General features: G+C 41.1%; 23 protein-coding genes. 10 read left to right on the forward strand and 13 right to left on the reverse strand.

What is annotated here, in order from left to right; genetic code table 11:
* Positions 1 to 314: 314 nt before the first annotated feature.
* The 3 genes from HYW21_06560 to HYW21_06570 form a co-directional block, all read right to left on the reverse strand.
* Positions 315 to 959, reverse strand: coding sequence for a hypothetical protein (locus HYW21_06560; protein ID MBI2548985.1), 645 nt, complete (start codon positions 957 to 959; stop codon positions 315 to 317).
* A gap of 11 nt (positions 960 to 970) precedes the next feature.
* Entirely contained in the window at positions 971 to 1,318 is a 348-nt protein-coding gene (locus HYW21_06565; GenBank protein MBI2548986.1) for a peptidyl-tRNA hydrolase, read from the reverse strand.
* A gap of 253 nt (positions 1,319 to 1,571) precedes the next feature.
* Positions 1,572 to 1,964, reverse strand: coding sequence for an FAD synthase (locus HYW21_06570; protein ID MBI2548987.1), 393 nt, complete (start codon positions 1,962 to 1,964; stop codon positions 1,572 to 1,574).
* Positions 1,965 to 2,226: 262 nt separating this feature from the next.
* Here HYW21_06570 and HYW21_06575 point away from each other — a divergent pair, with 262 nt between their 5' ends.
* From HYW21_06575 to HYW21_06590, 4 genes are all read left to right on the forward strand, one after another.
* Positions 2,227 to 2,829 (forward strand): 30S ribosomal protein S19e, encoded by a 603-nt coding sequence (locus tag HYW21_06575; GenBank protein MBI2548988.1) that lies wholly within the window; start codon positions 2,227 to 2,229, stop codon positions 2,827 to 2,829.
* A gap of 18 nt (positions 2,830 to 2,847) precedes the next feature.
* A complete protein-coding gene (gene rpl39e, locus HYW21_06580; protein MBI2548989.1) occupies positions 2,848 to 3,021 on the forward strand; it encodes a 50S ribosomal protein L39e in 174 nt (57 codons plus the stop codon).
* 2 nt (positions 3,022 to 3,023) lie between these two features.
* Positions 3,024 to 3,437: a 60S ribosomal protein L31 gene (locus tag HYW21_06585; GenBank protein ID MBI2548990.1), complete on the forward strand. Its 414-nt coding sequence runs from the start codon at positions 3,024 to 3,026 to the stop codon at positions 3,435 to 3,437.
* Positions 3,438 to 3,507: 70 nt separating this feature from the next.
* Positions 3,508 to 3,723: a hypothetical protein gene (locus tag HYW21_06590; GenBank protein ID MBI2548991.1), complete on the forward strand. Its 216-nt coding sequence runs from the start codon at positions 3,508 to 3,510 to the stop codon at positions 3,721 to 3,723.
* A gap of 35 nt (positions 3,724 to 3,758) precedes the next feature.
* Here the strand turns inward: HYW21_06590 and HYW21_06595 are convergent, their stop codons facing one another.
* On the reverse strand, positions 3,759 to 4,214 hold the full coding sequence (locus HYW21_06595) for a hypothetical protein (protein MBI2548992.1): 456 nt from the start codon (positions 4,212 to 4,214) through the stop codon (positions 3,759 to 3,761).
* 25 nt (positions 4,215 to 4,239) lie between these two features.
* The gene (gene lysS, locus HYW21_06600) at positions 4,240 to 5,946 is read right to left on the reverse strand and encodes a lysine--tRNA ligase (GenBank protein ID MBI2548993.1); all 1,707 of its coding nucleotides are present in this window, start codon (positions 5,944 to 5,946) and stop codon (positions 4,240 to 4,242) included.
* A gap of 407 nt (positions 5,947 to 6,353) precedes the next feature.
* Here lysS and HYW21_06605 point away from each other — a divergent pair, with 407 nt between their 5' ends.
* The gene (locus HYW21_06605) at positions 6,354 to 6,881 is read left to right on the forward strand and encodes a hypothetical protein (protein ID MBI2548994.1); all 528 of its coding nucleotides are present in this window, start codon (positions 6,354 to 6,356) and stop codon (positions 6,879 to 6,881) included.
* Between the two features lie 69 nt (positions 6,882 to 6,950).
* Here the strand turns inward: HYW21_06605 and HYW21_06610 are convergent, their stop codons facing one another.
* Positions 6,951 to 8,264, reverse strand: a complete 1,314-nt coding sequence (locus HYW21_06610) for a hypothetical protein (GenBank protein MBI2548995.1) — start codon at positions 8,262 to 8,264, stop codon at positions 6,951 to 6,953.
* A 92-nt stretch (positions 8,265 to 8,356) separates the two neighbouring features.
* Positions 8,357 to 8,788: an Lrp/AsnC family transcriptional regulator gene (locus tag HYW21_06615; protein ID MBI2548996.1), complete on the reverse strand. Its 432-nt coding sequence runs from the start codon at positions 8,786 to 8,788 to the stop codon at positions 8,357 to 8,359.
* Positions 8,789 to 8,877: 89 nt separating this feature from the next.
* Here HYW21_06615 and HYW21_06620 point away from each other — a divergent pair, with 89 nt between their 5' ends.
* The 3 genes from HYW21_06620 (at position 8,878) to HYW21_06630 (ending at position 11,506) form a co-directional block, all read left to right on the forward strand.
* A complete protein-coding gene (locus HYW21_06620; GenBank protein ID MBI2548997.1) occupies positions 8,878 to 10,128 on the forward strand; it encodes a DUF2318 domain-containing protein in 1,251 nt (416 codons plus the stop codon).
* A 15-nt stretch (positions 10,129 to 10,143) separates the two neighbouring features.
* The gene (locus HYW21_06625; protein MBI2548998.1) at positions 10,144 to 10,641 is read left to right on the forward strand and encodes a hypothetical protein; all 498 of its coding nucleotides are present in this window, start codon (positions 10,144 to 10,146) and stop codon (positions 10,639 to 10,641) included.
* A 61-nt stretch (positions 10,642 to 10,702) separates the two neighbouring features.
* Positions 10,703 to 11,506 (forward strand): aspartate dehydrogenase, encoded by an 804-nt coding sequence (locus HYW21_06630; protein ID MBI2548999.1) that lies wholly within the window; start codon positions 10,703 to 10,705, stop codon positions 11,504 to 11,506.
* A 30-nt stretch (positions 11,507 to 11,536) separates the two neighbouring features.
* Here the strand turns inward: HYW21_06630 and HYW21_06635 are convergent, their stop codons facing one another.
* The gene (locus HYW21_06635; protein ID MBI2549000.1) at positions 11,537 to 12,259 is read right to left on the reverse strand and encodes a CBS domain-containing protein; all 723 of its coding nucleotides are present in this window, start codon (positions 12,257 to 12,259) and stop codon (positions 11,537 to 11,539) included.
* Positions 12,256 to 12,834 carry a hypothetical protein gene (locus HYW21_06640; GenBank protein MBI2549001.1) on the reverse strand — a complete coding sequence of 193 codons (579 nt, stop codon included), beginning with the start codon at positions 12,832 to 12,834 and terminating at the stop codon, positions 12,256 to 12,258. The genes HYW21_06635 and HYW21_06640 overlap by 4 nt, the downstream gene beginning before the upstream one ends.
* A 119-nt stretch (positions 12,835 to 12,953) precedes the next feature.
* Here HYW21_06640 and HYW21_06645 point away from each other — a divergent pair, with 119 nt between their 5' ends.
* Positions 12,954 to 13,862, forward strand: a complete 909-nt coding sequence (locus HYW21_06645; GenBank protein ID MBI2549002.1) for a hypothetical protein — start codon at positions 12,954 to 12,956, stop codon at positions 13,860 to 13,862.
* 9 nt (positions 13,863 to 13,871) lie between these two features.
* Here the strand turns inward: HYW21_06645 and HYW21_06650 are convergent, their stop codons facing one another.
* Genes HYW21_06650 through HYW21_06665 form a run of 4 tightly spaced genes read right to left on the reverse strand, consistent with a single transcriptional unit; the run spans position 13,872 to position 20,022 of the window.
* Entirely contained in the window at positions 13,872 to 14,465 is a 594-nt protein-coding gene (locus tag HYW21_06650; protein ID MBI2549003.1) for a nicotinamide-nucleotide adenylyltransferase, read from the reverse strand.
* Positions 14,466 to 14,467: 2 nt separating this feature from the next.
* Entirely contained in the window at positions 14,468 to 15,877 is a 1,410-nt protein-coding gene (locus tag HYW21_06655) for a cysteine--tRNA ligase (GenBank protein ID MBI2549004.1), read from the reverse strand.
* A gap of 45 nt (positions 15,878 to 15,922) precedes the next feature.
* Positions 15,923 to 17,902, reverse strand: a complete 1,980-nt coding sequence (gene tadA / locus HYW21_06660; GenBank protein MBI2549005.1) for a Flp pilus assembly complex ATPase component TadA — start codon at positions 17,900 to 17,902, stop codon at positions 15,923 to 15,925.
* Entirely contained in the window at positions 17,899 to 20,022 is a 2,124-nt protein-coding gene (locus HYW21_06665) for a transglutaminase domain-containing protein (GenBank protein ID MBI2549006.1), read from the reverse strand. Before HYW21_06665 ends, tadA begins: the two co-directional genes overlap by 4 nt.
* Positions 20,023 to 20,103: 81 nt before the next feature.
* On the opposite strand from HYW21_06665, the gene HYW21_06670 reads away from it, so the two are divergent.
* The gene (locus HYW21_06670; GenBank protein MBI2549007.1) at positions 20,104 to 20,544 is read left to right on the forward strand and encodes a hypothetical protein; all 441 of its coding nucleotides are present in this window, start codon (positions 20,104 to 20,106) and stop codon (positions 20,542 to 20,544) included.
* The last annotated feature ends 247 nt before the right edge of the window (positions 20,545 to 20,791 follow it).

A 20,791-nucleotide genomic window follows, 5' to 3' on the forward strand; every position in this document is an offset into this window, starting at 1 on the left:
AAAGCTTTTGTAGTTTGACATCACTAAACACTTTGTAGCGGTACTTGGTTACCCATTGAAAGTGCCAGGTACTCCAGCCTACACCATGTTTGTATGCGTGGTCTTGGTAAATGCTCATTGTATATCACCTCTTGTACGGGGTCCATGACTTTACCAAGCCATAGAGCATAACGCAGCAGAATTAGTATCTTTCGCAATTCATCCCCAAAGCTAAAGCAGGGGATTTCTTGCTCAGAAGTTATTAAGATGTAGCTGATAACGAACAGAGAAAAAAACGCCGTTTTATTTATTCAACACTGCAACTAAGACACCACTCAGCGACAACAGAGCACTTGAGAACTATTGCTTCCTCGGGCTGTAACAATGGATACATCGCCTGAAAAGGGTTCTGTTCCTTCTTGGTTGACATAGCAACCTGTTGCTTGAGTACTACTTGTTGGACAAGGTCCTTGTTGCGTATCAGTCATTTCAATCTGTACCAATCCCTGGCATTGCGTTCCGACACTATCGTAATAGCGTGTTATTGTTGCGTATTGTTCAGCCATGCAGAGCGAATATCCCTGATGCAAGCAGGTCTGTTGACCATCCCCTGCTTCAAGCGCAAAAAAATTACATTCACGTAATGGACTGACATTTGCTGCAAAAAAGGCAACGCATTCCCATTGACCAGCATTTCCTTTGATAAGCGTTTCACCTGCTCCACACTTCTGTCCTTGAACTGAGAAATCTGTTGTTACCTCAAGTGTTCCAATGCGTGCCTGCTCTGCCTCAAGTGACTGAGTGGTACATCCACCTTGGTTACAATCTTGCTGCCCCTCTCCTGTAGTAGTCTGTTGATAGGCTTTTCCTGTGGCATTACATCCCGCAAGCAGGAGTAAGAACACAAGCAGAGTAATCATGATACCCTGGTGAACACTAAGGTTATGTCTGAAACTTCGATGCTTGTAATGCCGCTGCATATTCCACCTGCCTACACCATCTTAAGATGACCAGTGAGTTTATCAATGTTTGCTTCTTCATCAGGTCCTATACCTAAACAGGTTGTTGTCCCTGGTTCTACGACCGTGTGTCCAGCATCAGTTATTAATGCCCTGGTAAACCCGGCCTGATCTGCTTTTTGATGATATGCAAGTAGTTCCTGCTCGTTCTCTACGCGTAAAACAATCTTTTTCATACCTTGTGCCCGCCATTTTTTGACAACATCTTTGTCAGAACGTAAGGCAGCTTCCAGAGAAGCATGGGCTACTTGGGCAGAGAGCTTTCCTTTAGGAAGCTTCAGATCATGACGAACAAGAATAACCTGTTTATATGCACTCATCATGCGTACATAAAAGCATGAGTATTAAAAACTTTCTCTCAAAACAGAATCTTTAAATAGTTCTTACCGATTCACGCTCTGGTTATTGACGATTTAATCGATTGATGGAGAGGAGGTTAAGTACATTACCAGAGTAATGGAAGCAAAAAGTGAAGCGAAGTTCAAGACGGTGGAAGAAAAAAGGTCAGATGCGTTGGAAGTGGCAACGCAAACGTATGAAGAAGGAAAAGCGTAAGCGGGCCAAGAAGTAAGGTTACCTCGTTCTCCATGACCTTCGAGGAGCATGGAATCCCATTCTTACTATTTTTGTGGAAAGACCAAAACTCTCAAGCTTAGCAGGAAGCTTATCAACAAAAGCGGTTTGATCATAGCCGAGACAGATAACATCCGGTTGTATTGCCCGTATGTCTGCATATTTATCTTCCAGTTGACCTAGCCTGGCTTCATCAACCATAGCAAGAAGTTCGATACGACTTTTTCGTTGCAGTTCGGGTGTCAAAGGTTTTTTCCCTTTGACCATCTCAACGGTCTTGTCCCGAGCGATAATGACTACTAAATAATCTCCGTGTTGTTTTGCTTGGTTAAGAAAATATAAATGCCCGGTGTGGATAACATCAAAGGTTCCAAAAACCATTACTTTGTGCATGCGCGTGAGGAAGCAGCACAAAAATAAAAGGTTTGCGTTATCAAGGTAAACAAAGAGCGTAGGTATGTTTCCTGCAATGTCATCGAAAAAACCAACGGTGAACCAAAACATTTATAAATGCAGTAGGAATCCACTCATTTACCATTTAACGGCCGATGACAAATCTTTTCGGTCAAATAAAGCTTAAAACGGTTCCTTTATACTTGGAATCAAATTTTTAGTTTTATAAATGAAATCAAGCTGATCATTTTGGAGCGATACCATGGTAAAGAGTTATGATGTTCAAAAAACAGAATTGATTGAGAAATTAGCCGAAGAATTAAAAAAGACCAAAGGGATAACCCCGCCGGAATGGGCGCATTATTGTAAAACCGGCCCAAATCGTGAACGCCCGCCGGTGCAACAAGATTGGTGGTACCTTCGTTCAGCATCAGTTCTCATCTATGTGTATGAACATGGCCCGATTGGGGTTGCAAAATTACGAACGAGATATGGCGGGAGAAAAAACAGGGGTGTGAAACCTGAGCGTTTCTATAAATCATCAGGAAATATCCTACGAAAGATTCTCCAACAACAGGAGGCAGCTGGTTTTCTGAAACATGTTGAAAAAGGAGTTCACAAAGGACGCATTATTACACCAGCAGGAACTTCTCTTGTTGATAAAACTGCTGCTACCTGTGTCAAAAAGGTTGAACCAGTAAAAAAACAGAACACAGCACCTGTAGAACCACAAAAAACTACCCAAAAGCAAGTAAAAACAGGTAAGAAGAAAGAAGTTCGTGAACAAAAGAAAGTTGAAAGCTCACCAAAGGTACAGGAAAGTACACCATTACCGAGTTCACCAGACCAAAAAAGTAGTGAATAAGTTTTACGGAATGACACCATGGCACGATATATTCACCTCAGCAGGAAATTACGATTAGCAAAATTACATAGACGCACACGATGGGCTCCTTTTTGGACTGTCCCGAAGATCTATGGTAAAGGCCGACGGGTCCATCCATGGAGACATACCCGCGTAAAAAGACATTGGCGAAGAACAAAGACTAAGGCATAACCATGGCAGAAAAAGTAGCTAAATCAATGGTATATACCATACCCTTACGAAAAGGGTTTCAAAAAGTACCGAAGTACAAGCGTGCAAAAAAAACAATTGCTGTTCTCAGAGAGTTTCTTAAACGTCACACGAAAGCAACAGAGATCAAACTGGGTAATTATCTGAATAAAGCGGTTTGGATGCACGGGATGCGAAATCCCCCTCATAAGCTGAAAGTAACCGTTACAAAGGATGACAAGGGCATTGCACATGCTGAACTTTTCGGAGCAAAAGAAGCAACTCCCGAAACAAAGCAACGGAAAACAGCAGGAAAGGAGAAAATGAAGACTGCTGAAGATAAAACAGCAACACAAGGAACAGAAGCAGTGCGTGAAGAACAGCAAACTACACCATCTTCTGCGGTAAAGTCCTCGTGAGTGACCATCACGTTTTGTAACCCACAAATGGGCATAAAATTTTAAATATCAGCCCTCGTTCTTTCTTCCTATGCCTCAGCAAAAAAAGAAAAAAACAATGATATTGAAAAAAAAACGCTGCATCAAATGTAAAAAAGTAGTCAATAGCATTTCTCCTATGCGTAAATATTGCTTTGATTGCCGTTTAAAGATGCGAAGAGTGTGGTTTGAGAACTTCAAGAGAAGAAAAGAAGCTACAAAAAAACTGCTTGAAAAGAAACGTCAGAAAAAAAGCCACAAAAAATAGAAAAACTTTCAGGCACAAGAAGATTCACAGAGAATTCATGGTGCATATTCTTCATACAACCTCATTTTTAAGGTTCTCATTTCTGATCTGGTTATAATACGATCTTCATTTCTGTCAGCTTCTTGAAGCACTCTACTCAGTGCACCCTTATGATGAGATATTCCTGAATATCCCTCTATAAAATATCCGTCCTCTGTCTTTCTGACATCAACAGTCCCTGCATATATCCCTGTAAGTATTCCTAAATCATCGTCAAGGGATGTTAAGGTCTTATAACCATCGGGAAGATTGAATTGAATGTGATCCAAATGTCTCACTCCAAGAACTCTCATGACTTCCTCAATGGTTACGTCTATATTTCTTTCCTTTGCTCCTGTCTGCATCGGTGCTTCTGTCTGCTGTGGATGTATCGTTATCACTGGTGTTGTGGCACATCCTAAAGGTACAGCACCAAGACCCAGAACAAGAGCATATGGTTGGAGTTTATTCATCAGTTGCATTAAGGAGTTACTCCAGCTAAACATTCGCAAAAAGCGCAATAGCTTTTTCCACGCCAATAGTTAAGATAAAGGGCGCTAATCGAGGACCTTTTTCTTTGCCAATTAACACGAGGTATGCTGCACGAAAGAGTTCTTGGGGAGAAAGTTCGTAGGTACGGGCAGTCGTATAAATCTCTTCAAAAAGCACTTTTTCATTATAGGCTTGGCTAGCAGTGTACTGCTTCAGCGTTTCTGCAAGTGCATGGAGCGCTGTTCGCTCTTTTTCCTGTAGCTGAAGTCCTTGCGGGACACTATCGTGAACCTGAAAAACAAATTGCTTGTCAGCAAATTTCTCAACCCATTTTTTTGCACGTTGCAATCGCTCTTTAACCATCTCTTTTGCCTCTCCTGATAACTGTTGAGGTAGATGTCCCATACGTTGCAAGGTTGTGATAGCTTCCTCAAAACTGGGTTTAGACTGAACAACACTACTAGCCAAGGTAAAGGCAATCTGGGGTGGCATCTCTTTGGGAATTTCATCAACTGCAGCAAGTTCAAAGATACGTCGTTGTTTCTGGACCTCTTTAACGCTTTCCTCAGGCTCTTTTCCGTAGTAACAGCGCATGGTTTTATCATAGCGTTCATACAAAAGAATGACATCATTGGTTCCATAGGGATCAAAATCAATAACTGCATTAGGCCTTGTTCGTACAAGCAGATAACGAACAATCGGAGCAGGAATATAATCAGTAACCTCGGCAAAACCAATCCCCTGTCCTTTCGACGTGCTCATCTTCTTTCCACCGATGGTAAAGAATTCATACCCTTTCCCTGTACGATAGCTCTCTGAGGGCAAGGGAGATGGGTAATGAAAGACATCAGTAGCAATCATACATGCTATTGTCCTTGATCCACCTTGCGTAAAATGATCCTTACCTGCAGTCTCATAAACAACGCCCACTGAAGGCCATTTTGCAGCCCATTCAACCTTCCAAGGAAACTTTCCCTTGCCATGGTAGGGACTAATTTTACCACGATAACCACATCCCTTTGCCCAAGGCACAAGGTTCTCCTGACAGACATACGTAACAAGCTCCTGTTTAGGATCCCATGCAAGAGTGAGTGTTGTACCGATCTTTCCACAGTTTTGGCAAATAGGATTGAAGGGTAGTTTTTTTGCACCAACAGCATCCTCGCCGTAAAGTTTTGCATAAATAGCCTGTATCTCAGAAGCATGATCTAAGGCAATTTTAATGGTTCTATTGAAAAGACCTTTATCATACATCTCTCCTGTACTTTCAAGCTCTGCCACAATGCCAAATTCTGCAAACTTATCAGTACATTGCTGAAAATAATACGCAGCAAAGCTTTTGTATCCGGGGAACGGAGAAGGAATATTGCGAAAGGGCATGCCAAGGTACTGTTCATAGTGCTGAGGTAAGTCAGCATTCATCTTGTCAAAAGGATCAATGTCATCGGAACTAAGGATAAATCTGCCACGAACACCACGACTTCTGAGGGCTTTAGCAACAACATCATGAATAATCCATCCTCTTCCACTACCAACATGGATCTTTCCTGAGGGCGTTTTCTCATCAAAGCAAATATATCCCTTCTCCTTGGTGATCTGCTGAAGTTGTGGGTCGTGAGCAACCCGGTCAATAATAGCATCAGCAATCTGATCTGCCCAATGAAGTACCTCTTCTTCCTGTTTCTCTTCTTGCTCTTCTTTCGTTAGCTTCATTGCTCTGCCTCTTGAAAGCTGAAAACGATGCGCTCTATAAATAGATTACGGTGAAACACATTAAGAATCTCAGAAAAGAACATGGAGTAATATGTTCTCCTAAGCGATCACACTTCACGTAATCGCTCGACACGAATTTGATGACCATAGTAATCGGTACGTTTGACTAAGAGCACGGTCCCTATTGTTATCATTGCATAGCTTGGCTTTCGAACAGGCTGAACCATAGTTATCCCTACCTTGAACAGTACTTCCTTTCCACACGATTTGCTTTGGCATTTTTTAAAAAGCAGCTGGCAGACTTAGAACTCTTATATAAAGATTTACTGTCCCTTGGAAGTGGAAAGCACACTAAAAAAGCAGTCGCAACGAAACCTTTATTAAATGTAATTCACTAATTTGATAGTATGGGTAAAATTGAAGAGATATTACACTCAAATCTGAAACCAAAAGAAAAACAGACAAAGCTGGTAGAAGCGGTGTGTCAAGGAAAAATAAAGGATAAGGAGTTCTTTGATTTTTTCAAATCTGCTTCGGACGTTGATAAAGGAACATGCGCAGACGTTATGAAACACGTTTCAGCACAAAAACCAGAATTTTTTTTGCCTTATGTTGATATTTTGGTTGATTATGTTAATTACAAAGCTCCAAGAGTAAAATGGGGCGTTCCAGAATCGATAGGGAATATAGCAAAAAAATATCCTCAAAAAGTCGAAAAAGCAATTCCTTATCTATTAAAAAACGCTGTTGAAAATAAAGAGAACACAACGGTAATAAGATGGTGTGCCGCTTATGCTCTTTCTGAAATTACAAAAGCATCAAAAAACAAGGAATTGATTAAAAAAATTGAAGGTCTTTCAAAGAAAGAAAAAAACAATGGTATTAAGAATGTTTATTTGAAAGCGTTAAAAGAGATAGAAAAAAATAAAAAATAGCGACCGCCCAAGAAATTGCGCCTCTCAAAAAACTTCACTCCATCGTATAGCTCACGTGATGATTACCAATTAATACCGAAAACGGATTGCCTGCTTTTGCTTGGCAAAGAGAAGTTTCTTTATGTTCGTGGTCCCATACTTTGGTGCTTCCATATACCCCTGCCAAGCTGCTTTTGCCAAAATTCCTTTTTGGATCCATTCCATGAGCCATTCACTCGCAAACGTTGGCGATTCTTGAGGAATCCCTCCACCAATATGCATGAGCCATTGCTGATTGTAGACTTCATGGGCGCCTAATGCAGGAGTCATAATCAGAGGGATTCCCAATGCCGTGTAAAAAGAGAGTTCGCTTGGTTTGGTCCAAAGAATATCAGTCGTATGCAAGAGCTCGTTGAATGACTGAAAATGTGTTTTTTTATCAAGGTAACAATGGACGAAGATGTTTTTCCCAAGATGGGGATGGAGATGTAATTCCTTAATCATCTGGGTATAGTAAGCAGCAAGCTCTAATCGTGTACCGACAACAATATGCAAATGGAGGGTAGTATTCTGTACCAAGGACCGTAATCCGTAGAGGATGTTTACTCCTAATTCTTTTTGGGCACCAGCTCCACCAACAACGAACGTAATCGTTAATGGATGCCTCTTTGTTGGGCGAGCATACATCCCCAGTTGTTTGACAATGGTTTCTTTGTACCGTGAACGAAATATGCGTCGTGGATCAAGATTGATAAGCCGTTCACCAAGATCATGTTTGAGAATATGGAGATTCTTTCCTACATTCTCCTCAGGAAGTGGAAAACCTGTATAAAAAATATGTTCCGGACGCACACCATACGCCTCTAAGCGCTTTGCGCTATGTTCTGTAGGAGTACAGTAAGAGAGCTGTTCTTTCTTTGGATCCTCAGGAACCCAAATACGGTTGATATCAGCATCAGTTACCACGCAAAAAACGTTTTCCCTATGGAGGTGCGCTGCGGCAAGCGCAGGAGCAAAAAATGTACTCAACATCGGAAGTTGCCTTTGCTGGGTATACGCTAAGGTTGACGAGAGAAAATGTTTACGAATTAGAACATGCATGTAGATCGATCCAAAATTTGGTTTGGAAAGATCACGAAAAGGATAGTAGGGCGAAATAGATTGCAGGGCGTCGTACAGTGCAAAGAGCCATTTTCCAATATGCGGAAGGCTTGCAAGACGAGAGATTCCTTCATAGAAGCGTTGGAATCGTTTCCATTGTTTCTGTTCTTGTGGTGTAACAATTTTATCACTATTGGCTGTAATAATCCGTTCATAGGCAATGGTACGGAAGGGATACGCAGCACGTTGATGACCATAGCCCATATCCACAGAAATAACCCATGCTTTCTGCTGCTTCTGCATGCTTCCTCTTTTTAATCTTTTTCTGATTGTCTGAGTGACCTTGAAGAAGGCTTGCATAAATAGCTTTCGTTTTAAAAAATCATAATAGCTGTCTATGTTTCTTTTAATCGTTCGGTGAGTATTGCAGGGCAGGTTCTCGTTACGCCTTCCATACTCTCAATCTTTGCAGAAATAAAGTCTCGTAAGTCATTGGAATTTTTCATCCAAATCTCAGTCATGATGACATGATCGCCGGTACTTGTTGATACAAACTTGATATTTTCAAACTCGGTAAGCCTTTTCGCAACCTCTAAGAATTTTTCAGGTCTGACATCGACACCAACAAAAGCAACGCTTCCATAACCCAGTTTTGATGGCTCAATAATAGCAGCATACTTCTTGATAACACCATCCTTCTCCAACCCCTTCACTCTTTTTCTTACCGTAGATTCTGAAATTCGTAGTTTTTTTGATATATCCAAGAATGATGTTCTTGCGTTATTTCTCAACACTTCTAAAATTTCCCTATCAGTTTCATCGAGCAAATAAATCAACAAACGTTGCAATGTTATTCTTATTTTTTGACGAAAAGCGTTGATTTGGTTACTTATATTTAAATGTTACGGGGTACACCATGATATCAAGCTTTATCATAACTTTCAGAGAGACCTTAGAGGCAGCACTAATTGTAGGAATTGTTTATGCGTATCTTAAAAAAACCCAGAAAGATTCCTTGAAGCCATATGTAGCTATGGGAGTTGTCTTGGCTGTGTTGGCAAGTATCATCGGAGCTATAATCCTTCAAATGCTTTATCAGGGCCAGGAGACACGGGGGCAGCAGATATTTGAGGGTACGGTCATGATAGCTGCTGCATTTTTTGTAACGACAATGGTCATCTGGATGTGGCGATCTGCAAAACATCTTAAAAACCATATCGAAAGCAAGATAGATAAAATCTCCAGAACTTCCCGAAGGAGTATGGCTGGTGTAGGAATACTGCTGTTTATTTTTCTGATGGTGTTCAGAGAGGGAGCAGAAACCGTCTTGTTTTTGTATGGAATCTCATTTCAGTCAGATTTGTTATCAAACATCATGGGTGGTGTTTTTGGCTTGATACTCGCTGTTATCTTTGGAATCCTTATCGCTAAGGGAAGTTTAATGGTAGACCTGAAAAAATTTTTTACCGTAACCGGTGCTTTATTGTTGTTTCTTGTCGTTGAGCTCATTGCAGTTGCTATTCACGAATTTCAAGAGGCAAGGTTATTAATACCCGCGAGTAATGGACTTTTCTGGGATATCCAGATATGGCTTGCAAGCCCAGATTCTGCTCTCATGACGCTCCTACCCTTGGTCGTTGTTCCTTCCATCATGATATTTCTCGCAGCTAAACCTAAAGAAAGCTTGACGAAACCTGAACTGAGGTCAAACCTCTTTGTAAAATTTTTAGCAGGATTTTTAACCATTTTTATGGTTTCGTTGACACTCTCAGCTGTTGCGTCAAAAGAATCAGGATATGATCCCGTTCCTATCAGAGTCTCTGCTCGTAACAATGAGATACATATCCCCGTAAAAACAATTAGTGAGAATATCACCAAATATGTCTATCAACAAGATGGGATAGACATGCGCTTTCTCTTGGTTCGAGCAAGCGACGGAACAATAAGAGCTGCACTTGATGCATGTAGAATCTGTGGCCCAATGGGATTTGAGCAAGTTGCAGACACCATCGTCTGCAAGAGATGCGGCGTAGAAACTGCCATTGATGATATTGGTACCGATGAAAGTTGTAACCCCATACCCTTAGCATTTGTTCTGTATTCACAGGAGGTTATTATTCCGGTAAAGAATTTCCTTAAAGACGGGTATATATGGACTGATTATTAAACAATGACTTAAACCATGATGAGGATCATTCATCAGAAAATCAAGGTAATCATCGAAGCTTTCATGGTGGTATTTGGCGAAGCAAAATATGGCATTCTTGCAGCTACCATCGCAGTCATTATGGCCTTTACCTATCCTTTACTGTTTCCCATAGCTGTAGGTGCAAAAAAAATAAGCCTTTTTGCATTTCGAGCAAGTTTAGGAGATATATTCGTTCTTACCTTAATTTCAATGCTCGTTGGCATCATCGGAGCAATGCAACTCTACAAATTTAAAAGAATAACAAAAGAGTACAAAAAAACAGGAGTTCATGTGATAAGTACCTCCCTTGGACTGATAACCTCAAAGGCCTGTTGTTTATTACCCTTGCTCTTATTATCGTTAGGGGCAACAGCAGGGATAGCTTTTTTCATCAAATATACTACTGAAGTACGGCTGGTTGGCTTAATGATCTTAAGTCTATCATTATATTGGACATCTTTAGATATCGTTGAAAACACCTGTTGTCGTTAGGGTCCTTCAACAGACTTCTCGTTTGCACAATGTTTATAAAACAATCCGAAATCCAGGTTGCATGATCCGTTTAGGCATTGTTGGCTGTGGTACGATTGGCAGTGAACTTTGTCATGCAGTGCAACGAGGAAAAATAAAAGCAAGGATTAGTGCAATTGCTGATATCAATCGTGAAAGGGCTGAACAACTGGCAAGATCATTACAACCACAACCGCTTATCCTGCCATTGCCAGAACTTGTCAAAAACGTGGAGCTGATTATTGAAGCAGCAACCCAAACTATTGTGCGGGAAATACTCGAACAATGTATTAGGAACAACAAAGATCTGATGGTCATGAGTGTGGGTGGATTACTGCAGTGCCATGATCTTCTTCAGGGATTAGATCAGACGCGGACAAACCTCTATGCTCCTTCAGGAGCCATAGCTGGCGTTGATGCACTTCTTGCTGCTGCTGGCAGTGAGATTCATGAAGTGACACTAACCACAACAAAGCCTCCAAAAGGACTTGCTAATGCTCCGTATGTCCAACAAAAAAAGATTATGCTTGCAGCTATTCGTGAAAAAACCGTGATCTTTGAAGGCAGTGCAGCAGAAGCAGTTAAGGGATTTCCCCAGAACACGAATGTCGCTGCTACCTTAAGTCTTGCAGGGATCGGGCCTGAACGAACAAAGGTCAAGGTTGTTGTTGATCCACAGACAACGCAAAATAGTCACGAAGTAACCATACGAGGAAGCTTTGGAACCATTACAACAAAAACAGAGAACCTTCCCAGTCCTACTAATCCAAAGACAAGCTACCTTGCTGTTCTTTCTGCGCTTGCAACCGTGCAACGTATCATCAGCAAACAGAAAATAGGGACTTAAATAAAGCCTTGAGATTCTATAGGCCATTCGTTAATCAAGCCTAGTCAGCGCCTTCATGAGATCTTGAGCAGTAAGGACACCTACGAAGGTATTGTTCTCAAGGATAACGAGGTGTTTAATGTTGTTCGAACGCATGACTTTGCTAAGAGTATGGACATCCTCAGTTGTTGTGGCAGTAATAAGGTTGCTGGACATTATTTTACCAGCCATGACTTTTCGTGGATCATTTCCACTCGCGCAAACCTTTTCAACGATATCTCTATCAGTGATAATTCCCAAAGGCTTTCCTTTTTCTGCAACGAGGACATAATCCTCATGTTGGGCATGAAGTTTTGCAGCAATCGTACTGATTGGAGTTTTTTTTGTCACGGTAATACTCGCTTTACGAATAAAGTCCTGCCACTGCATAGCAGCTTTCATCCTCTCAATCTTTCCAGTAAATGAAAATGAATGCGTAGAGCGATACATTCTAAATGCTGCCACAACAATGGTAACATAGATGATAAATGTAAGAACATAGGTCACAAGGTAGTACCATGCACCAAGGTTATGTTTTGCTTCAAAAAATTTCATGGCAAAGGTCCACCATGAAAAGAGCAAAAGGAAAAATAAACTCAGGATAATGTACTGGAGAGAATCGTTAAAGAGTCCTTTGGTAATCGTACTCTTTGATTTCCAGATGGTAAGAAAAGCTATTCCTCCAATACCTAGGGTTAAGACACCAAGTACCGTTTCAATGGCAGGAAGACTCATCGTTGGTCACCTCGTAAATCAATAATGGCATCACAGAATTGTGAAAGTAATGTTGTTAAGTCCTGTTCTCCTTCCATAACAACCGAATAAAGCACACAACGGACGTTCCACTGCCGTGCTCGTTGCGTTAAGAAGTGAACGAACCTTTCAACCGTACTTCGTTTGTTGTACACTAATAAGGTTGGGATAGAATCAAAAATAAGGAATTTATCAGCAAAAGGGATCGCATTGATCGCTTCATTCATAGCAAAGCTCAAGTCACTTAAGTTTGTCGGGCTTCCAATGAACACACAGTCCTCATCTTCCTTCCCTTTCACGTGTGTTTCTGTAATTGCATCAATAAAAAGGACTTTATTGAGATCAAGATTCTCACGTTCTAACGCTTGATGCAAGGTTGCAAAGGGCTTATTCACGGTTACATACAATCCAGGAATCTTCTCTTCATTCAAGAAATAACGAAGGATAGAAAAATCCATCTCTTGATAGGTTAATGGATCAAGAAGAATGGCAACCACATATTTATCCTGGTTACGCAAAACCTCATGGAATTTTATAGGAATATCCAGCTGTAGCATCTGTTTATCTACAATGTCGCTCTATATAAATGTAACGAAACATTATAACCTTTGAGTGTTACTACCCTTAAAAGACAAAAATGGAAAGATTTATAAAGTACCGCATATTCCATATATCTATGAACACAAAGATCGTTCCATTACTCATGGCTGCGCTTCTTACCGCCCATGAGGCATCTGCGCAAGAATCAAAGGGCTGGAGAGATAAACTTGGCGATGCAGCAGGAAATATTGGAAGAGTAATCGAATCAAAAACTGCCGATGCCACTGATTATGTGGCAGGACAAGCACTCAAAGCTAAACTTGGAACCCAAATTGAGGAACGTGTTCCTTATGAACATGGTACTCCTAACCTTGATACATTTCTCAGTAGTTATGGCAAACCTTCGAAGGATGCTGTGGTTACTTCACTTGACCAAAGAGAAGGACAGGTACATGCAACCGTTACGACAAGACTTCCCTATGAGGGGTTCAGCCTTGCACGCCCTTATGTATTCTCCATAGGCCGTGAAAATAATCTTGAACAAGAAGTTCAAAGAGGAGAGGTAACAGGAACCATTCACGGAAGTGCTGTTGATTATGACAAATTTGTACGCGTACTTTCTCTCGATCAGATTGCAACAGAACGATGGAATACCGAGAAACAAACGTATGAAGCTGGCCATCCTACGCTACAGGTGAGTTTCAAGGTAGCATCACGATCATATGAGGGGAATATTTATCAAAGTAATCAAGAAAGATTGTCAAGCCATGGTCTGGATAGAACCTATGATGGGCTTGTTGTTATAGATTACTGTATCACTGATAGTACCGGAAATCCAACAGGTTGTTTCCGTGTTGAGGAAGGTTATGATTTAACTTGGGGTCTTGCAGGCAAACATTGGGAGTTTGAAAATCGAATGAGCAAGATGGATATACCTCCTCCAAGAGATATAGGCCGTACATTAAGGCAGGGTGCAAAAAAAGTAGGTGAAGGTACGACAGAAATGTATGAACGGGCAAAAGAAGCAATACAAGAGAGACGATAAAACGAATGATTATGACTTTTTCTTACGTAAGCGTTTGATGCGTTCCACACCCTTTATCTTTTCAAGAATTTTTACAACCGGAAGAGGAACTAAGGACTTCCACGTGAGATCATCAATCTCAATCATGCCTCTGACTTTTGTTCCCTCCACATTATCAATTCTTCCTAATTTTTCGACGGTATATCCTTTTGCTTCAAAGAGTTGTAGTGTCGGATAGCTTCCACAGAACATAAGCGAACAGTGAGGAATAAACTGCTCAACATACGCAACATAACGCTTATCATCATTGATGTCAGGCACAAAGTAAACCTTGGTTCTTTTTCGTTCTGCTGGTGGTAAGGCTGCGAGAATCATGCGTTTTCGTTCTTCAGCAGTAAAGGGATTTCTCCAGGTGTTATGTTCCTGCGCACTCCCAAGGACGATAATCAATTCATCGTACGTACGGAGGATGTGCATCATCACTTGAAGATGTCCATTATGAACCGGCTGAAATCTGCCTAAAAAAAACGCTCGCGTTACTTCCTTTCCTCGTTGTTTTTTCTTGCCTTGTTTTTTGTTGGATTGCTTTTTTTTAGGTTGTGTTTTCTTCATGGTATGTATCATGCTTAGGAACTTTGTTTGATCCTTGGCCCATCCTTGGTATCATCAACATGATAACCCTTTGCCGTAATCTGTTTTCTAATGCGGTCTGCTGCTTTCCAATCTTTTGTCTGTCGTGCATGTTCACGTTCTGCTACCAAACGCATAATCTCAGAAGGAATATTTTCTTCTGAAAAGTCCATAATGGCAAGGACATTATTGAAAGAATGAAGTAACTGCAAACATCCTTGTGCATCCTTTCGGGTAACTTCGTCCTGATCAAGATATCCATTCACCGACTTAATAAAGTCAAAAAGCACTGACAAGGCATTGGCTATATTGAGATCATCATCCATCTGTTTCTCGAAATCTTCTTTTATTGCGGGAAGAAGTGCACTGATATAATGAGGTTTCTCGCTCTTGTCTTTTTTTTCAATCTCCTGTAATTTACAGATACATTCCCTTAATCGAGCTACTGTTTGCTCAGCACTTTGTAATCCTTCTTCAGTAAAGTTCAGTTGTGCCCGATAATGAGCACTTAGCAATAAATAACGGATTGCAGGCAATGAATATCCTTTTTGTTCAAGGTCACGGAGCGTAAAGAAATTACCTAAACTTTTGGACATTTTTTTACCGTTTACCAGCATATAATCATTATGGAGCCAATACTGGACAAAGGGTTTTCCAAAACAGCCCTCGCTTTGGGCAATCTCATTTTCATGGTGCGGAAAAATCAAATCAACACCGCCAGTGTGGATGTCAAAACACTGCCCTAAGTAAGCAACAGACATTGCAGAACATTCGATGTGCCATCCTGGCCTTCCCTTCCCAAGCTCTGTTTCCCAGTACATATCACCATCTTCTTTACTGTACGCTTTCCACAGAGCAAAATCATGGGCATTGTCCTTATCATACTCGTCATGCGAAATCCGTACACCTTTTTTTTGTTTATCAACCTTGATTTTTGATAACTTCCCATAATTTTTAAATTTTGCAATAGCATAGTAGACACTGCCATCATCTCCCTTGTAGGCAAGCCCTTTGGTAAGAAGTGTTTTAATCATAGCGACCATCTCCTCAATATGGTGGGTTGCTCGTGGAAAATGATGGGCACGTAACAGAGCAAGTTTATCAATATCTTCAAAGAACGCTTGGGTATATTTTTCAGTAAATGCTTTAAGCGTCATCTTTTCTTGTTGTGCATTGCGGATGGTCTTATCATCAACGTCAGTAATATTCATAACGTGCGTAACCGTATAACCACTATAGGCAAGATATCTGCGTAAAATATCTGAGCAGACATAGGCACGGAAGTTACCAATATGAGCATAATTATAAACCGTTGGTCCACAGGTGTATAAGCCTACCTTACCTTTGTGCAATGGCTTAAAGAGCTGTTTTGACCGTGTTAAGGTATTGTAAAACTGTAATCCCATCAATCTCATCCTCTCCTTCTTCTGCTGTTTTCTTTGCCGCCTTCACTATGCCTCTCTCTCAACCCCTTCATCTTTGCCATTTTCTTCATCATCATCACTGGCATCATTGTTCGTGATCTCTTCGTTATCTGCTTTATCTTCTTTCAAAGTCCCTTTAGTTACTGAAGTCTGGTAGACTCCAATCGGATCTCCAATGGTAATAGCATGCTGCAACAATTTTCCAATCTTATTTGTTTTTTTAATCTGAAGGACACCTGCATTACCTACTTTTGCCGTCAACAGATAATCACCACCAACATAAATGTCGATATCATGATGCTGCATCTTTGGGCCAAACATAAACTGGACTCCTTTCTTCGTAATCTTTGTGTTGAACTGCAATTGTTCCTTTCCTGTTACTCGTTCTTGCTGTAATTCTTGGACATCAATATGGATGCCTAATTTCTTCTCAATCTCTGTTATGGTTCTTCCTTGTTTTCCGATAATTGTAGCAATGTCACGCTGAGGGACATAGATAATGCATTTATGGTCGCTCTTCATCTCAACAACAGGGTTAGTGGTATATTTCTTTAATTCCTGTTCAATCGATTGGCATGCAAGTTTTTGTGCTGGACTTATCTCTTGCTCAGTAATAGGAACAACAACCGTTTCTTCACCATAACTATAGAGTTCATATTCCGGCTTTTTCGTGAGAAAATCAGTAACAACCACAACAGGCCTGGCAAGGTCTGCTTCAGTCATACCTGCAGGAACTTTAACGGTCATGTTCAAACCCAGGGTCTTAAAAACCGTTCCGTTTTTAATGAAAATAACCGTATCAATCACTTGTGGTATGACCCCTAATTCAATCCTTCCGACAAAACGCTGGATAGCATCAATGGGATTGGTTGCATGGACAACACCGATCATACCAACACCCGCAAGCCTGAGATCAGCAAAGAGCTTAAAATCAGTTGTGTTTCTCATCTCATCAAAAACCGTATAATCCGGTCGAGAGAGGAGAAGGATATCATGGATCTCCTCAGGATCACCATGACTCATTGCATACTGGGTTATGGCATCAGGCAGAATAAGATCTCTGGGTGCTTCAACAGTTTTCACAATTTTCTGTTGTGCTGCATAAAACTCAGCGAGTGCTTGAGCAAAGGTACTTTTTCCCATACCTGGAGCACCGGCAATAAGAATGCCCTCAGCCTGCTCAATAATTCGCTTGGCTAACGTAGGGTTCAGCTGATACTCGTCCATGGTCATTCTCTTTACTGGCCGTACCGCAGTAATCTCCCAGCCATCAGAAAAGGGTGGCTTGGTAATGACAATACGAAAACTACCAAGCTGGACAATAGTTGATCCAGGCCGTTCAATTTCAATAAAACCATCCCTTCGAAGTTTTGCCTCTTCAATAATCTCCCGAGAAATATCTTGAATCTGTTCTTGGGAGAGTAATGTCTGCTGAATAGCCACAAACTGCCAGGATCCAGGGACACCTTTTTTTGCATATGGCAACACGTTTTCCTTAAGATGAACAGACATAGTCTGTAGATCAAAAAATTCCTCTAACTGTAATTTTTTCGTTTCTGCTGAGGGTGGAATATAGAGAACCTTCATTCCTTTTGCTTCTGCAACACGAGCTTGGATCTTATCTGCGGTAAGAAGGGTTGCATCCTCATCATACGCCAGATCCCTGATAAGCGCATCAATCTCACCAAGTAATGCCTGTCTGATCTCATAGGAGGTAGGTCGTTTCCCATGAAAGGTTAGTGTTATTCCTTGTTGCTTGGAAAGAAGCGCTAATCGCTTGATTTCGTCAAGACCAAGAAAGCCTATGGCTTTGTCAAGATTTGCCTGATGTTCAAGCTCGGCAAGTGCTGCTTCGTGAATGAGAATGGTGCTTACGATTAATTCTTTTTGCTGGAGCTTTTTCGAGAGAATGCCGTCAATTAAAACAGAGGTATCTGGCACAATCTTTTCTAAGGATAATTCTTTTCTCGATTCGGATTTTGATTCAGATTGTTTTTTCCGATTCATTGTCGTTTCCTCCGTAAGATTAGTCCAAGAAGTGTGCCAAAGACAAAGACACTAATAAGGATTGCGCCTATCCCAAAATTTGTAATACCTTGGGCAAAACGGTAAATACTCATGCGAACACGATCAGAATAAGAAATATCAGTAAGTTCAACCACAATCTCCTTTTCCTTTTGATAAGAGTTCCCATTTTTATCAGCATAGGTTACGACAAACAGAAAGGGATTACTTTGTCGAGTTAAATCACTACTATCAAGGTTCAAAATAAAGGTTCTATCTTGGTCTAAACGATCTAACTGCCATGTCTTAGTTAGCGTATCCTGACTAACGTTCAGGATAATCGCATAAGGAACTGCTTCTGACGTCTTGGTGAGATGAAAACTGATTTGATAGGGTTCTCCATAATCGATTTTTTCAGGGAATTGGAAATCAAGAAGGTCAAGATCTGGTGTCTCTTGCACAAAAACAGGAATGATGACTACTTTCTGCACTTCAGTGTTTTTAGCCGTAACAGCCATTTCACGTTTGCCTGGGGCAGCGAACTGTGAGGTAAAGGAAACAATGGTTTCATACGCAATAGGGAGGTCAAAGGAATTACAGATCTCATCAAGACAGACTTCGACATCACGTAAGTAGATATTACCAACATTACGTAAACTACAATTAATGGCAATGACTTCCCGCGTATAATACACCTCTTGAGGAACGTTGCAACTAAGATTAACTGCTTTTGAATAAGTCTTTGTCTCCTCATCAACAAGCTGGCTACGAAGAGTCATGATTTCTGAAGAGCTGTAGAGAATATCACGCTGAGATGACTTAAATGACGTTTCGCTGGATTCATTTCGATTCGTATATGCGCGGATGAAATACGTATACACAAAGCTCGGGTCTAGGGTTTCATCTACTTTAAGCGTAAAGTACAATCGTTTTTCTTCTTCTGGTTTGAGCAACACATGCTTGCTGTTTCCTTCCTCTATAACCAATCCGGTTGTTTTCGTCAAGAAGAGTTCAACAGGAACATAGTATTTTTGTGGATTGTGTAACATGACCTCTAAGAGATTATAGGACCCAAGAGCAATATTTTCCTTAACCGGCCTTGTGGTAATCGTTAGTAAGGGATCAAAGGTTTTGTCTACTGAGAGCAGGTCTGCTTCTAAGGTCAATTTTTTAGTATCAAGATCTACATCACGACCCTCCCACTCATAGTTGCTTGAAACCCCTTTAGAATCCAATGAATGATGAAGTTCTATATGGCTAGCGTCAATATAACCAAATTCCCCATAAGTTACATCAAAGGGTACCCAACCATAGTCAGGAAAATAAATCTCTGCCCATGCGTGGGGACCAAAATCATTAATGCCATTCCAATTCGTGTACGCTAAGCCGCTCACATAACGGGCAGGTATCCCTAAACTTCGTGCTAAGGCGATAAATAATGACGTAAGTTCATCACAAACACCATAGCGATTTTCCAACACCCAAGAGGCTTTCTGAGAAACTTCCGCAGTTAAGGTATTAAGGCTGTAATCAACGTTTGATTGAACCCACGTAGCCAGATTAAAAAGAACAACATACAGATCGTCTTCACCAGCAGCGAGTTCAGAGGCAAGCATGATGATCTCTTCATTGTCTGAGTCTATATTTTCGGTGGGAAGCGTATACTGCTTGTATGCAGGAGAGAGATCGGTTAAGGGAAATGGTATCTTTTGAGGAATTTTTGGCAATGCAGATGTTGTCTGGACACGGGCACGAAGACCGAAAGGCAATTGTGTTGTGGTAGGTTTATCCCAACGATAGATAATAACGTCTGCCATCTGAGCACTTGGCGTGGTAATGAGTTCCTTTACCGTCTGCCTGCTTGTTTCCCGTGGAAAGTACAATAGATCTGCGGTAACATAATTAATAAAATAGCGTTGGCCTGTTGATTGAAGCTCCATAGTGGCATCAATCGTGAGATTCATGGTTGCAGCTTCACTGTTAAGAAACCAGTCGTGATGTTCTTGAGCTGAAACAACATCAGCATGGAAGGATAAGATTCCTAATATCCCTATGCTGAAAATGAGATACCCGCAGAATAAACTAGACAAGAGAGGTACCTTCCTTTTTTTATGCGAGGACATGCCATCAAGGTAAGCTTGGCTAAACTATATAAAGTTTGCTTTTGGCTTAGATTTAAAAGCTGAGTATCTATCCCTTCTTTCATGCTACCACAAGCAGATATCCAAACCGATGGTGGAAAGGCAGCAATTCTTGACTATGTAAAGCATCATATAGCTGCCCATCACATACCTCTGTATGTTGTTTTAGAGCATGGAGAACCGGTAAGTAGTGTGAAAGGTTTTTTTGATGCCATTCGAAAGCCAGTCATAGCAAGGTCATCTTCTCCTCATGAGTACGAGGATTTTGAAGGGATATTTCATTCAGAACACAGCATCACGACTTACAACGGCTTGGAAGCTGCTGTCGCTAAGGTCCGTCAAAGTACGACAAGTAAACGCGCAAAGGCCTATGCAGCACAGCATGGCTTTACTATTGATGAACGTATGCATGTTATTATCCAAGAACAGTCACCCTCATCATTCCAAGGAGCCATGATGCGCCATCCCAATCATCCTGACTTGTTGTACATAACAGTCAAATAGGCTTGCAACCACCACCGGTCATAGACACGGTGGCATGCTCGCTTCGCTCGGGTTGCTCGCCTATCCTACAAAATTTGTTAGTCTCACCTGACTCCTTCCTCTCCCTTTTTCACCATACTTCTGTTTCTTGATGTAGTCGATTGTGTTAGCCTGGTTCCTCGGAGAGCCAATGTAGTAGCTGGGATTCCAGAGTCCTGAATCCCAAAACTTTCCACCTTGCCATTGGTGCTGCTTGAGTTCGGGGAAA

It is taken from the genome of Candidatus Woesearchaeota archaeon (genome assembly GCA_016187565.1).
In the GTDB taxonomy this organism is placed as follows: domain Archaea; phylum Nanobdellota; class Nanobdellia; order Woesearchaeales; family JACPJR01; genus JACPJR01.

Bases quoted from the DNA above. Each gene is read 5' to 3' on its own strand.
- HYW21_06605 (MBI2548994.1), top strand. From the start codon at position 6,354: ATGGGTAAAATTGAAGAGATATTACACTCAAATCTGAAACCAAAAGAA.
- HYW21_06645 (MBI2549002.1), top strand. From the start codon at position 12,954: ATGAACACAAAGATCGTTCCATTACTCATGGCTGCGCTTCTTACCGCC.
- HYW21_06655 (MBI2549004.1), bottom strand. From the start codon at position 15,877: ATGGGATTACAGTTTTACAATACCTTAACACGGTCAAAACAGCTCTTT.
- HYW21_06635 (MBI2549000.1), bottom strand. From the start codon at position 12,259: ATGAGTCTTCCTGCCATTGAAACGGTACTTGGTGTCTTAACCCTAGGT.
- HYW21_06595 (MBI2548992.1), bottom strand. From the start codon at position 4,214: ATGAATAAACTCCAACCATATGCTCTTGTTCTGGGTCTTGGTGCTGTA.
- HYW21_06620 (MBI2548997.1), top strand. From the start codon at position 8,878: ATGATATCAAGCTTTATCATAACTTTCAGAGAGACCTTAGAGGCAGCA.
- HYW21_06560 (MBI2548985.1), bottom strand. From the start codon at position 959: ATGCAGCGGCATTACAAGCATCGAAGTTTCAGACATAACCTTAGTGTT.
- HYW21_06665 (MBI2549006.1), bottom strand. From the start codon at position 20,022: ATGTCCTCGCATAAAAAAAGGAAGGTACCTCTCTTGTCTAGTTTATTC.
- tadA (MBI2549005.1), bottom strand. From the start codon at position 17,902: ATGAATCGGAAAAAACAATCTGAATCAAAATCCGAATCGAGAAAAGAA.
- HYW21_06640 (MBI2549001.1), bottom strand. From the start codon at position 12,834: ATGCTACAGCTGGATATTCCTATAAAATTCCATGAGGTTTTGCGTAAC.
- rpl39e (MBI2548989.1), top strand. From the start codon at position 2,848: ATGGCACGATATATTCACCTCAGCAGGAAATTACGATTAGCAAAATTA.
- HYW21_06570 (MBI2548987.1), bottom strand. From the start codon at position 1,964: ATGCACAAAGTAATGGTTTTTGGAACCTTTGATGTTATCCACACCGGG.
- HYW21_06575 (MBI2548988.1), top strand. From the start codon at position 2,227: ATGGTAAAGAGTTATGATGTTCAAAAAACAGAATTGATTGAGAAATTA.
- lysS (MBI2548993.1), bottom strand. From the start codon at position 5,946: ATGAAGCTAACGAAAGAAGAGCAAGAAGAGAAACAGGAAGAAGAGGTA.
- HYW21_06590 (MBI2548991.1), top strand. From the start codon at position 3,508: ATGCCTCAGCAAAAAAAGAAAAAAACAATGATATTGAAAAAAAAACGC.
- HYW21_06650 (MBI2549003.1), bottom strand. From the start codon at position 14,465: ATGATACATACCATGAAGAAAACACAACCTAAAAAAAAGCAATCCAAC.
- HYW21_06565 (MBI2548986.1), bottom strand. From the start codon at position 1,318: ATGAGTGCATATAAACAGGTTATTCTTGTTCGTCATGATCTGAAGCTT.
- HYW21_06625 (MBI2548998.1), top strand. From the start codon at position 10,144: ATGATGAGGATCATTCATCAGAAAATCAAGGTAATCATCGAAGCTTTC.
- HYW21_06630 (MBI2548999.1), top strand. From the start codon at position 10,703: ATGATCCGTTTAGGCATTGTTGGCTGTGGTACGATTGGCAGTGAACTT.
- HYW21_06585 (MBI2548990.1), top strand. From the start codon at position 3,024: ATGGCAGAAAAAGTAGCTAAATCAATGGTATATACCATACCCTTACGA.
- HYW21_06610 (MBI2548995.1), bottom strand. From the start codon at position 8,264: ATGCAGAAGCAGCAGAAAGCATGGGTTATTTCTGTGGATATGGGCTAT.
- HYW21_06670 (MBI2549007.1), top strand. From the start codon at position 20,104: ATGCTACCACAAGCAGATATCCAAACCGATGGTGGAAAGGCAGCAATT.